Origin of the sequence: Streptococcus oralis (genome assembly GCF_001579175.1) — a bacterium.
GTDB lineage: Bacteria > Bacillota > Bacilli > Lactobacillales > Streptococcaceae > Streptococcus > Streptococcus oralis_O.
The window spans coordinates 400419-413541 of record NZ_KQ970759.1 but is presented as its reverse complement, the minus strand read 5'-3'; the positions used below and the strand labels follow the sequence as shown (position 1 = coordinate 413541).

12 protein-coding genes and 1 pseudogene are annotated in these 13123 nt (G+C 40.0%); 2 read left to right on the top strand and 11 right to left on the bottom strand.

Going from position 1 to position 13123, the window contains the following annotated elements; all coding sequences use genetic code 11:
* From SORDD24_RS12010 to gyrA, 9 genes and pseudogenes are all read right to left on the bottom strand, one after another.
* A pseudogene (locus SORDD24_RS12010) lies at positions 1-100 on the bottom strand (exodeoxyribonuclease VII large subunit); the annotation flags it as partial.
* A 128-nt stretch (positions 101-228) separates the two neighbouring features.
* Positions 229-867, bottom strand: coding sequence for a uridine kinase (udk, locus tag SORDD24_RS02085; protein ID WP_061407013.1), 639 nt, complete (start codon positions 865-867; stop codon positions 229-231).
* 111 nt (positions 868-978) lie between these two features.
* On the bottom strand, positions 979-1857 hold the full coding sequence (gene truB / locus SORDD24_RS02080) for a tRNA pseudouridine(55) synthase TruB (RefSeq protein ID WP_061407011.1): 879 nt from the start codon (positions 1855-1857) through the stop codon (positions 979-981).
* 28 nt (positions 1858-1885) lie between these two features.
* Positions 1886-3133: a hypothetical protein gene (locus SORDD24_RS02075; protein ID WP_061407009.1), complete on the bottom strand. Its 1248-nt coding sequence runs from the start codon at positions 3131-3133 to the stop codon at positions 1886-1888.
* 25 nt (positions 3134-3158) lie between these two features.
* Positions 3159-4433, bottom strand: coding sequence for a DUF2130 domain-containing protein (locus SORDD24_RS02070; protein ID WP_061407007.1), 1275 nt, complete (start codon positions 4431-4433; stop codon positions 3159-3161).
* Between the two features lie 94 nt (positions 4434-4527).
* Positions 4528-5808, bottom strand: coding sequence for an O-acetylhomoserine aminocarboxypropyltransferase/cysteine synthase family protein (locus SORDD24_RS02065; protein WP_061407006.1), 1281 nt, complete (start codon positions 5806-5808; stop codon positions 4528-4530).
* A 150-nt stretch (positions 5809-5958) separates the two neighbouring features.
* Positions 5959-6756, bottom strand: coding sequence for a formate/nitrite transporter family protein (locus SORDD24_RS02060; RefSeq protein WP_061407004.1), 798 nt, complete (start codon positions 6754-6756; stop codon positions 5959-5961).
* A 199-nt stretch (positions 6757-6955) separates the two neighbouring features.
* Positions 6956-7702, bottom strand: coding sequence for a class A sortase (locus SORDD24_RS02055; protein ID WP_061407003.1), 747 nt, complete (start codon positions 7700-7702; stop codon positions 6956-6958).
* Positions 7702-10170: a DNA gyrase subunit A gene (gene gyrA / locus SORDD24_RS02050; RefSeq protein ID WP_061407001.1), complete on the bottom strand. Its 2469-nt coding sequence runs from the start codon at positions 10168-10170 to the stop codon at positions 7702-7704. Before gyrA ends, SORDD24_RS02055 begins: the two co-directional genes overlap by 1 nt.
* Before the next feature lie 193 nt (positions 10171-10363).
* Between gyrA and SORDD24_RS02045 the strand changes: the two genes are divergently transcribed.
* Positions 10364-11350 (top strand): L-lactate dehydrogenase, encoded by a 987-nt coding sequence (locus tag SORDD24_RS02045; RefSeq protein WP_000204734.1) that lies wholly within the window; start codon positions 10364-10366, stop codon positions 11348-11350.
* A 129-nt stretch (positions 11351-11479) separates the two neighbouring features.
* Here SORDD24_RS02045 and SORDD24_RS02040 read toward each other — a convergent pair whose 3' ends face one another.
* Both SORDD24_RS02040 and SORDD24_RS02035 read right to left on the bottom strand, forming a co-directional pair.
* On the bottom strand, positions 11480-11755 hold the full coding sequence (locus SORDD24_RS02040) for an HU family DNA-binding protein (RefSeq protein WP_001284636.1): 276 nt from the start codon (positions 11753-11755) through the stop codon (positions 11480-11482).
* A gap of 107 nt (positions 11756-11862) precedes the next feature.
* The gene (locus SORDD24_RS02035) at positions 11863-12699 is read right to left on the bottom strand and encodes a DegV family protein (protein ID WP_061406999.1); all 837 of its coding nucleotides are present in this window, start codon (positions 12697-12699) and stop codon (positions 11863-11865) included.
* Positions 12700-12843: 144 nt separating this feature from the next.
* On the opposite strand from SORDD24_RS02035, the gene SORDD24_RS11545 reads away from it, so the two are divergent.
* Positions 12844-13123, top strand: a 280-nt coding sequence (locus tag SORDD24_RS11545) for a YitT family protein (RefSeq protein WP_231082655.1), incomplete at its 3' end; no start/stop codon positions are given.

Here is a 13123-nt window from a genome sequence, read left to right as displayed (position 1 = left end):
AAACTTGACCAGTTAAATAGACCCGTTCCAAGTAAGGGTCTTTATCGAATTTCATTTTCAGATACTTGGTCAAAGTTGTTACCGATAAATACTTTTCCATCTCCACCTACTATTCATTTTCTTGCTTTTCCATGGGTATTATTATACCAAAAACATGCTTAAAAATCACCTTTTTCCTACTGAAACTAAAGGAAAAATAGAAAAAGGAGGCATGGCCTCCTCATCTGATTATTTGCTGTTTCGTGCTTCTTCCAAAATCTTTGCAATTTTTGTCGTCAAAAGGTCAATAGCAACGGTATTGCTGACTCCCTCAGGAATGACGATATCAGCATAACGCTTGGTCGGCTCGATAAACTGGTGGTACATGGGTTTGACCACACCCAAATACTGCTCAATAACGCTATCTAGACTACGGCCACGCTCTTCCATATCACGCTTGATCCGACGAATAATGCGCACATCATCATCTGTATCCACAAAAATCTTGATGTCCATCAAATCGCGCAGACGCTTGTCCTCCAAGACCAAAATTCCCTCAACGATAAAGACATCTTGAGGCTCTTGACGATAGGTTTTGTTGCTCCGTGTATGTTCAGTATAGTCATAAGTCGGAATGTCCACCGGACGCCCTGCCAACAACTCTTTAATTTGCTCGATCATCAGATCTGTATCAAAGGCAAAAGGATGGTCGTAGTTGGTTTTGACACGCTCTTCAAAGGTCAAATGAGATTGGTCCTTGTAGTATGAATCATGCTCAATCATGGCAATCTTCTCATCAAGAAAATGAGATAAAATGGCTTTTGAAACACTAGTCTTACCACCACCAGAACCACCTGTCACTCCGATAATGATTGGTCTATTTTGCATGCTATCCTCCGTTTTTTTATCCGTCGTCTATTCTATCACATTTTTAGACAAATTTATAGTCTGATTTTGATAGACTATGGGTAACAATCTAATACTTACACCCCAGTTTGACTAGCATAGAACTTTCCTTGGCTTGTAGAGATTGCCCCGTTTTTCTAGAATTGCTAGTAATTTATCATTTTCAAAGGCAGCTACCTCCTTATCCAACTGTTCTAGCTCTATAAAACGACCAAAGCGGACTTCTGTAGCCTGTTCAGGAGTTAGGAAAACTTTAACAAGATCACCCGTTCCAATCTCTAGAGGATGGAGAAAGTCCAGCTGACCAGCCTCCACTTTTGCAGCAATTTCGTCCAAGGTAAGAGCATCTTCCAGTTGTAAACCTGCTGCACTCGTCCGAGTCAAATGGGACATATGGGACGCATAACCCAGCTTCTCTCCCAAATCAACTGACAAGGTACGGATATAAGTCCCCTTACTACATTTCACACGAAATGTAAAACGTGCGAGGTGATCCTCATAAGAAATCGGACTGGTCCGCTCAAATTGATAAATAGTGACCTGACGTTCTGGACGCTCCACCTCCTGACCAGCACGCGCATACTCATAGAGCTTGCGACCATTTACCTTGACAGCTGAGTACATGGGAGGAATCTGGGTGATAGCCCCAGTCAGACTAGCGATCGCTTCATCGACAAGCTTTTCATCCAAGGGCGACAAAACAGGAGTCTCTGCGACCACTTCCCCACTGGCATCCTCGGTCGTCGTTGAATAGCCGATAGTAATCTTCCCCTCGTAGACCTTGCCCTCATCCTGCATAAACTCGACCATGCGGGTTGCCTTGCCCACCGCAATAGGTAAAACACCCACCACATCCGGATCTAAGGTCCCACCATGACCAATTTTCTTAGTTCCCAAAATCTTACGCAGTTTAAAAACCGCATCATGCGAGGTCATCCCCGCTTCTTTTCTTAAGTTGATAATACCGTTCATGTGTTGCTTTCTAATTTCCCTTTCACTTCTATTCCTCATTGTTTAAATCAATTTTTTTAATATCATATAAATCCTCAGAGTAAAATAGTTTACCCGACTCAATTGGTAAAATATATTCAAAATTATCATCATTTTCAAGCCGCTTATACTTTCCATTAACAACCGAAAAGGAGTCAGCATTTATGTTGTAATATCCATCTGGAAGGCTTGAAAAATCAATATCTTCTAGTTCCAATAGATTGCTTTTACTAAGTGATAAATGCAACCAAAGGGCTCCGTCCTTCATAAAGTCTTTAATAGAAAGAGTCGCATATCCTCTAAAAGCTTGATTCTCTTTACTTGATGAATTTTGGTTTCTAATAGCTTTTTCTACTAGAAAGGGAGTTAACCTATATGAACTCGAAATTTTAAAACCAGGGCTAGCTAGTGGCTGTTCTTTGTCATCAATAACTACTAAATCATAGCCTTTCTTTTGTATTGCACTTTCTACAGCAGATTTAAAATCATTCAGAACTGTCTGAGCTTCTTGGTTTGATACAGAGAGCTTCAAGAATTCTTTAAGACCATAATTCTCATTAATGAAACTGACCTCTGTTAATTTTTGATGAATGTACTTAGCACCTACTTGAATCGTTATCCCATTATCCGATACATCAAAAATACTAATATCTGAAACGTTACTTTCTATTTTTACGCTTTTAAGAGCGACATCATAATTCATTCCCCTAGAAGAATAAAACTCTTTTAATTGTTGAACTTTAGCATTATTTCTATAGTGGATTTGAATTCTACTTCCTACAAATGGAGAAAAAATACCAATCAAAAATATAATAAGTAACATGCGACTTATTTTTGGATTGTAGTATTCCTTTTGATAAATCCAATCTAAATATGGAAATAGAAATAATGAAAAAATGAAACTCCAAAGGTCAATATCTTTTATAAAGTCAAAAGAAACAATCATTTTAAATCTTAGCAAAAACATCAGAAAAATTGCTAAAAAAATATTTCCAACCAATATGAAAGCAATCATACGTTTCGATTCTTTTTTTGCTTTTCGCACATAAGATATACCCACCAGAAGATTAGCCAAAAAACTAATTCCATAGCCGAATATAGTTGGAATAAATCCAAAAATAGCAAACATTAAATTATATCTTGAGTCAGTATCACCTACGCCTTCAATATTTAAAAGACCATATAGGAGATTAAGAAAAAATACAACTAATGGTAAATAAGCAATATAAATATCTGAGAATTTCAAAGATTTTTTCATAGGAACTCCAGTTTTTAAGGTAATCTTATTTCTCCTTCAATGCTTCAAATTTCGCTTTCATTGTTGGATTTTTTCGGGTCAATTTTTTGACGGAAACGTCTTCCAATTTGTTGTTTGCAAGTCGGAGTTGATTTTCTGATGTGGTAAGAAACTTCTTAACTTCTTCCATCCGTTTGATGGCCTTATCGATTTCATCGATAGCTTTTCCAAAGTTGGTTGAAGCAGAGTTGTAGTTTTTGGCAAAAGCTACTTTGAAGGCATCCAAATCTTCCTCAAAATGCGTAATATCAATATTTTGCTCCCGGACTAAGGCCAACTCTTGCTTGTATTTCAAAGAATTAAGAGCCGCATTTCGCAGGAGACCAATCAACTGGATGAAGAACTGGGGACGGACGACATACATCTTTTCATATTCGTGGCTGACATCCACGATACCAGTGTTGAAGTAGTCATTATCCGCCTCAAGCATAGTCACTAAAACCGCATACTCGCAGTTCTTTTCCCGACGGTCTTTATCCAACTCCTTGTAAAAATCTGCATTCTTATGCTTCTTCTCCGTCCCATCCGCTTCGTTTTTCATTTCAAACATGATGGAAATGAATTCTAGACCATTTTCATCAAAATCACGGAAGATAAAGTCCCCCTTAGATCCTCGCGCAGAGACCTTGTTATCCTTCTCAAAGTAGGCATTTGGAAAGGCAAAACTGCGAACCTTATTGAACTCACTCTCCGCATACTGTTCCAGACTTTCCCCGATAGCTTTTGTGGATTGTTGGGCTTTGAAATTCTTGTAAAATTCGACTTGTTCACTAGCAGCCTTGAGCTGGGCTTCGTAATTCTGCTTAACAGAAGCCAAAGACAACTCATTTTCCTTTTCTTGCAAGAGGAGCTGATTTTTAACTTGATCCCGTTCTTTTTCTAGGTCAGAAAGGGTCTTTTGCAGTTGATTTTCATGCTCCAAACGCAAGGTAGCCAGTTGGTTTTCCAAGACCTGTACTTCCTTGTCTTTAGCCAATAAAGCCTCATGACTTGTCTGTTCAACCTCTTTCTTAGCCAGTTCTTTCTCTGTATCAAAGTTTTGGATTTGACTCTGCAATTGCGCAATTTCTTGATCCTTCTGAGCCAGTTTAGACTGTTGCTCATTCATGGCCTTTTGCTCAGCCAAAGCCAGCTCCTGCTTCATGCGATCGTGTAATTCCTTATCAAACTCAGTTGTTCTCACTTGGGATAAAAGTTCGGCATACTGGCTCTCATTTACTGTAAATACTTCCCCACAGTTGGGACATTTGATTTCGTTCATAACTTTCCTCTTTCTAGACTTCTGTAACCATTATATCATGCCTGAGGGAAAATCAAAAACAGCGAGTCGAAACCCACTGTTTATATCTGTTACTTTAAATTTTTTCCAAGGCTAAGCGCAAATCTTCAATCAAATCCTCTACATTTTCAAGACCGATAGACAAGCGGATTTGGTTTGGTGTAATACCTGCTGCTTCTAGATCTTTTTCTGACAACTGACCGTGAGTGGTTGTCGCTGGGTGGACAACAAGCGATTTGGCATCTGCTACGTTTGCAAGGTCAGAGAAGATTTCTAAATTATCAATGACCTTGCGAGCCTCTGTCTCTCCACCTTTAACATGGAAGGTAAAGATTGAACCCACACCTTTTGGCAAATATTTCTCAGCCAAGGCATGGTAAGGACTGTCCGCTAGTTTTGGATAGTTTACTTTTTCTACCTTAGGATGGTTAACAAGGAAATCAACAATTTTCTCTGCATTTTGCACATGACGTTCAACACGAAGAGAGAGAGTTTCAAGCCCTTGGAGCAAGAGAAAGGCGTTAAATGGTGACAAGGCAGCACCTGTATCACGAAGCAATTGAACACGAACAGCGATAATAAAGGCTGCTGCCCCAACATCGCGAGTATAGCTCAAGTTATGGTAGCTAGGATCTTCCTCTACAAACTGCGGAAATTTCCCTGAAGCTTCCCAGTCAAAACGACCACTGTCCACGATAACACCACCAATAGTCGTACCATGACCACCGATAAACTTAGTCGCTGAGTGGACTGAAATATCGACACCGTGAGAGAAAACGTTAATCAAATATGGTGTGGCAAAAGTATTGTCAGAAACGAGAGGAATCTGGTGTTTATGCGCAATCTCAGCCAATTTTTCCAAGTCAGGAATGTTAATTAAGGGATTCCCCAAGGTTTCAATCAAGACAAGTTTGGTATTGTCACCGATAGCTGCTTCTACTTCCTCCAAATTATCCACATCGACAAAGGTTGTTGTGATTCCATAACGAGGAAGGGTTTCTTTCAAGAGGTTGAAGGTCCCACCATAAATAGTTGACGCAGCCACCACATGATCACCTGCGTGAGCAAGCGCCAAAATAGTGTAGGTTACAGCAGCCATACCTGATGCTGTCGCTAGTGCTCCAACACCACCTTCAAGAGCAGCGATTCTTTCTTCAAATGCCGCTGTTGTAGGATTGGTAATACGAGTATAGATATTGCCTGGTTTTCTCAAGGCAAACAGATCTGCACCTTCCTGCGTGTCATCAAAAACGAAGGATGTTGTTTGATAAATCGGTACTGCACGAGACTTGGTCGCTGGATCAACGACTTGCCCAGCATGCAATTGTAGGGTTTCAAATTTAAAATCACGAGTCATAAGACGACCTCCAAATAGCTTCATTAGGGATATTGTATCATCTTGTACCGGTCTTTTCCAATACAGTTTTTCTATATTTTGATATAAGGAACAACTATGACTAGTCATACACATCAAACAAAAAAGCACGATTAACTCGTGCTCATTTCTTTAATCGACATAAGTATCTTCGTTTTTATTGAGGAAGGCGTATGGTAAGCCCATCAAGAGACCTCCTCCGATAAAGTTCCCGACAAAGGTTACACCCCAGTGACGAAGAATATTAGGTAGGTCAAAGTTAGCAATTGAATCTGCTGCTACACTGAACTTAACAATCGCAAAAGAAGCAAAGTTCGCAGCAATGTGTTCGTTTGTTAAGAATACAAACATGTAAATTGCTGATAAGACAAGCCAAAGTTTGGCGCCACCGTCTTTCACCAAAACGAATGAAAGAATGGCAATGTTTACAAAGATATTGGCTAAAATACCTTCAAGCAAGACTAGCTCATTGGAACGACCTAACTTCATCTCTACAACTCCTGAAATGAAGCTATCATGTGTTAGATTTGCATAGGCTGCTGAGTGGGCAAAGCCCCAACCTGCTATAAGAGCACCAATGAGGTTGAAGAAGGTACAGTAAAGTAGAATCTCAGCTGTTTTTCTCCAAGAAATTTTCTTCAAAAAACTGCCAGCTGTCAAGAACATCATGTTGGAAGTGACCAACTCAGCATTCAAGAAAACAATGTAGGCCAATCCCCAAGCAAAAACAAATGGGAAAAGAAAACGTCCACTACCAGGTGCGATCTTATTAATCAAATCAGCCCCAACTGCGCCCGCAGCCGTACTAAATGTTAGAAAAGCACCTGCAAACATGGAACGAATCGCATACTTAAACTTGCTTTGGCTATAAAGACTTTCTTTCTTCTTGCAAGCAAATTCAATCTTTGAGATAAATTCTGATGAGACCATAGAAAACTCCTAAAACTTTTATTTGTGATAATTATAACATAATTCTTGTTTTCTAGAAAGCGTTTTCTGTAAAATTCTATAATATTTATCTTAAAAATCTTTATCCTAAGCCTTCCTATCCTTTTTCATAAGAACTATTTTGATTCTATTTGTTCATATAAAAAACCAGTGAAATAGCACTTCACTGGTTCATTCATTCTTAATAACGTTGTTTATATGGTTTATTAAAGGCTTTCAAAATATCTTCAGATGTATCCGAATAGGCTTTTGATTCTTTAAAAATCCCTTTTACAATAATTCGTTCGGTTTCATTATAGTCTACACAGGTTACCAAGGTGATTTCTTTCACTCCATCACGGTCTTCGACTTCATCCACTCGGTCTGGTGTGACACGTTTAACTTCAGTAATCTCGTAGGTATAAACCTTGTCCTTATCCGTCAGGTAAATCTTCATACCTGCTTTGGCATTGACCAAAGGTGAGAAGAGCATCTGGCTCGCATTTTCAGCAGTAAAGATATGGTGACTGGCTAGAGAATAGTTGCCTTCTCCCATTTTTTGATCGGGTTTCATGGTCCCTGCTCCGTAGAACAAGTTTACATTATCCAAACCTTTGAAAATAGGCAGGTTGATTTCTACTTCAGGAATAGCAATACCACCGATAACTGGAAGCTTTTGGGCATCCCATTGTGAAGCCAATACAGCTTCAGATGAAATAGACTTAACAGAGTCAAAATCAAAATTTCCTTCGGTTTTTAGATTTTCATCTATATTTTCTTTAGTAACCTGATTGACTTGATATTTATTGGTATTCCAGACCAAAAAGAGATCACGAATCTTTGAATTAAAAATCAAGGCTAGGGAAAGAAGAATTAAGAAACCCGCTAAAATATTGATAAATAGATTTCTTCTCTTATTATTCTTATTTTTCTTTTTTTTACGAGACATTATGCTTCACCTTCTGTTTCAATTTCAGTCCCAACTTCTTCTTTTTCTGCCGCAGCAACCGTTGTAAAGGTCACAATCTTGGCATCTTGGTCTAGACGCATCACCTTAACTCCCATAGTTGAGCGTCCAGTTTGTGAAATATTGGCAACGTTTGTTCGAATCATGACCCCTGTATCCGTGATAATCATTAGGTCTTCATCACCTTTAACAGTGAGGAGGCCTGCAAGAGGACCATTCTTCTCAGCAACATTGGCAGTCTTCATTCCTTTACCACCACGGCCTTTAGTTGGATATTCAGTAGCAAGGGTACGCTTACCATAACCTTTTTCAGTGATGATAAGGACCTCATCCTGGTCAGTAATAACACTTGCGCCAACTACTGTATCTCCTTCACGAAGATTGACTCCTCGGACACCTGTCGCGATACGGCTCATGCCACGAACAGCTGATTGATTAAAGCGAACAGCATAACCAAACTTGGTACCAATGATGATATCGGTATCTTCTTCTGTCAGCAAGACATTGATCAACTCATCCTCATCCTTGAGATTCAAGGCCTTAAGTCCATTTTGACGAATATTTGCAAATTCTTTGACACTGGTTCTCTTCACGACACCGTGACGAGTTGTGAAGAAGAGATAAGCATCATCACTACGTTCAGAATCAACATTGATGATGGTCTGAATGCTTTCGCCTTCGTCCAACTTCAAAAGATTGACAACTGGCAAGCCCTTAGCGGTACGACCGTATTCTGGGATTTCATAACCTTTTAGTCGGTATACGCGTCCTTTATTGGTAAAGAAAAGCAAATGATCGTGAGTGCTAGTTGAAACCAACTCACGCACAAAGTCATCATCCTTAACTCCCGTACCTTGAACTCCACGGCCACCACGTTTTTGGGCAGTGAACTCACCTTGGTCCAGACGTTTGATGTAGCCCTTGTTCGAAAGGGTAATCAAGACATCCGTCTCCTCAATCAAGTCTTCGTCCTCAAGTGTCAAGACTTCTCCGACCATCAACTCGGTACGACGTTTGTCACCAAACTTGCGTTTGACTTCATCTAACTCGTCTTTGATGATTTGCGCCACACGTTCTGGTTTGGCAAGAATATCGGCCAAATCTGCAATCAAGACAATCAATTCATCATATTCAGACTGAATCTTATCACGTTCCAATCCTGTCAAACGACGAAGACGCATATCAAGGATTGCCTGACTTTGACGTTCAGAAAGCTTGAACTTGCTCATCAACTCAGCTTGTGCTTCGGCATCTGTTTCACTTGCACGGATAATACGAATCACTTCATCTATATGATCTAGCGCAATTAGAAGACCTTCTAAGATATGTGCACGCGCTTCTGCTTTTTCCTTGTCAAAACGTGTACGACGAACAACCACTTCTTTTTGGTGTTCGATATAAGCATCCAAAATTTGACGAAGGGACAAAATTTTTGGTACGCCATTTTGAATTGCAAGCATATTGAAACCAAAGTTGGTTTGCATCTGGGTCATCTTGAAAAGATTGTTAAGGATAACGTTGGCAGACGCATCGCGTTTAACCTCGATTACAAAGCGAACACCTTCACGGTTGGACTCATCACGTACGGCTGTAATGCCCTCAATTCGTTTTTCCTGAACCAAACGAACAATATGTTCATGGACCTTGGTTTTGTTGACCATGTATGGAAATTCCGTTACAACAATTCGTTCACGGCCAGTTTTAGTTTCTTCGATTTCAGTACGAGAACGAAGAACAATGGAGCCTTTACCAGTTTCGTAGGCCTTATGAATACCTGATTTCCCCATAACAAGGGCACCCGTTGGAAAGTCTGGACCAGGCAAGACTTCCATCAAGTCCTTAGTGGTCACATCTGGATTGTCCATGACTAGCTTAACGGCATCGATGGTTTCACCTAGGTTGTGAGGAGGAATGTTGGTAGCCATCCCTACGGCAATCCCAGTTGCCCCATTGACCAAAAGGTTTGGAAAACGAGCTGGCAAGACTAAAGGTTCCCGCTCATTACCATCATAGTTGTCAGCAAAATCAACTGTGTTTTTATTGATATCACGAAGCATTTCCAGAGCAATCTTGCTCATACGTGCCTCAGTATAACGCTGTGCGGCAGCACCATCCCCGTCCATAGAACCAAAGTTTCCATGCCCATCAACGAGCATGTAACGATAGCTCCACCACTGGGCCATACGAACCATAGCTTCATAAATAGAGGAGTCTCCGTGGGGGTGGTATTTACCCATGACATCCCCTGTAATACGGGCTGATTTTTTATGGGGTTTATCTGGAGTAACACCTAGTTCATTCATTCCGTAAAGAATACGACGGTGAACTGGTTTTAAGCCATCTCGAACATCAGGAAGAGCACGCGCTACGATAACACTCATGGCGTAGTCGATAAAGCTGGTCTTCATCTCCTTTGTCAGATTAACATTCACTAAGTTTTTATCCTGCATTAATAAATGCCTCATTTCACAATTAGTAACTAGATATATTATACCATAAAGTGTAGATCATTTCAGTCTTTGGAAATCACTAAAACGTTTACATCAAGAACAAGAAGGCATTTCCGTGACAAAGCTTTTTAAAAGTGATAGAATGAACATATCTGGGGAATTCCCTAAAAAAATTGAAGGAGATGTTTAGAAAATGACTTCTACTAAACAACACAAAAAAGTGATCCTTGTCGGTGATGGTGCCGTAGGTTCATCTTATGCTTTCGCGCTTGTTACCCAAGGAATTGCACAAGAGCTTGGAATCATTGAAATTCCTCAATTGTTTGAAAAAGCGGTTGGTGACGCAGAAGACCTTAGCCATGCCCTTGCCTTCACTTCACCTAAAAAAATCTACGCTGCAAAATACGAAGACTGTGCTGACGCTGACCTTGTAGTTATCACTGCTGGTGCTCCTCAAAAACCAGGTGAAACTCGTCTTGACCTTGTAGGTAAAAACCTTGCAATCAACAAATCAATCGTTGAGCAAGTTGTTGCTTCTGGTTTCGATGGTATCTTCCTTGTAGCAGCTAACCCAGTTGACGTTTTGACTTACTCAACTTGGAAATTCTCTGGATTCCCTAAAGAACGCGTTATCGGTTCTGGTACTTCTCTTGACTCAGCTCGTTTCCGTCAAGCACTTGCTGAAACAATCGGTGTTGACGCTCGTTCAGTCCATGCCTACATCATGGGTGAACACGGTGACTCAGAATTCGCTGTTTGGTCTCACGCTAACGTTGCCGGTGTTAAATTGGAACACTGGTTGCAAGCTAACCGTGACTTGAATGAAGCTGACCTTGTTGAACTCTTCATCTCAGTTCGTGACGCTGCCTACTCAATCATCAACAAGAAAGGCGCTACATACTACGGTATCGCAGTTGCCCTTGCTCGTATCACTCGTGCTATCCTTGACGATGAAAATGCGGTGCTTCCACTTTCTGTATTCCAAGAAGGTCAATACGGTGTTGAGAACGTCTTTATCGGTCAACCTGCTATCGTTGGTGCACACGGTATCGTTCGTCCAGTTAACATCCCATTGAACGACGCTGAAACACAAAAAATGCAAGCATCTGCAAAAGAATTGCAAGCAATTATTAATGAGGCATGGAAAAACCCTGAATTCCAAGCAGCTTCTAAAAACTAATGAAAAGAAGGTTCTCATCATGGGAACCTTTTTCTTTTATAATACATACTAAAATCATCGATTTCTAACAAGAAAAAAGCCTATTGACCAAGCTAGAAAGCTTGATACAATAGGCTTTTTAAAGTGTCATTATTTAACAGCGTCTTTAAGAGCTTTACCAGCTTTGAATGCTGGAACTTTAGAAGCTGCGATCTTGATTTCTTTACCAGTTTGTGGGTTGCGACCTTTACGTGCAGCACGCTCACGAACTTCAAAGTTACCAAAACCGATCAATTGAACTTTTTCACCAGCTGCAAGGTATTCAGTTACTGCTGCGAATACAGCATCAACTGCTGCTGCTGAATCTTTCTTAGTCAATTCTGTAGCTTCTGCTACTTTAGCGATCAAATCTTGTTTGTTTGCCATGTTAATAAATCCTCCAAATAATTTCTAATTAACAAATATAATCATATCCTAAAATTGGCTATAGGTCAAGTCAAAAACACTATTTCTAACGATTTTTCTCTATTTTTTTAGGAATTGTAACGAATTAGAATAGCCCAGGCATTTTCTCCCGTATGTGTTTGAATAATAGACCCTGTTTCCAATACAGAGATTGGTTTTTCTACATAAGTTTGCAACAAGTTCTTCATCTCATTTGCCCATTCATTTGTACCTGCATATGAAATTCCAATCTCAGCCACTGATTGATGCGAGAGCGTCTCAGTCAATTCATCAAGCCATTTTTTGAATGTCTTAGCACCTCGTCCCTTAACGATAGGCTGGAGTTCATGATTCTTCATCTGCATCACAACTCGGATGTTCAACAGAGAGCTTAATAATCCTGTCACACGTCCGATGCGTCCGCCCTTAACTAGATTTTCTAATGTTGAAACACCGATATAGAGTTCAGTATGATTCTTAACGTCTTCTACATGGGCTAGGATGGTTTCTAAATCTTTCCCTTCTTGGGCAAGTTTAGCTGCTTCAACTACTTGAAACTTCATAGCTTGGTCTGTAAAAGAACTATCAATAACCGTCACATCAGCAGTTGAGAGACTCGCTCCTTGGCGAGCAGCTTCAACCGTTCCAGACAAGGCATGGGACATGTGAATCGCGAGAATCTGACTACCGTCTTTACCTAGTTCTTCGAAAACCTCAGCAAACACTCCCACTGGAGGCTGACTGGTTTTCGGCAGATTCTTACTTTGTTGCATAAGATGAAGGAACTCACCTTCTTTCAAATCTGCGTCTGAATAAAGCACACTATCGATCATAACGGATAGCGGCACAACCGTAATATTTAACTCTTTTACTACTTCTGGTTCGATGGTAACAGAAGAATCTGTTACAATTTTTACTTGTGTCATAATTTCAATCTTTCTATTCTTTTCAATAAGATAGGGATTTATCACTTTTATTATATCAAAATTTTGTTAAAAAATCATAAGAGATCCAATTAAAACGCTTGAAAATTTGGTATAATCTATCTATAGAAAAAGCGAGGGAGAATCATGATTCGAAAAGTTCAGCCTATTATCACTATCATACTAGGGGCAGCTATTTATGCCTTTGGTCTCACCTACTTTGTAGTTCCCTATCATCTATTTGAGGGTGGTGCGACAGGTATTACACTCATTACCTTCTACCTCTTTAAAATTCCAGTCTCACTGATGAACCTCTTGATCAATATTCCTTTATTTATCCTAGCCTGGAAAATATTTGGTCCTAAAACTCTCTACACCAGTCTCTTGGGAACTATCTCCCTTTCTGTCTGGCTTGCTGTCTTTGAAA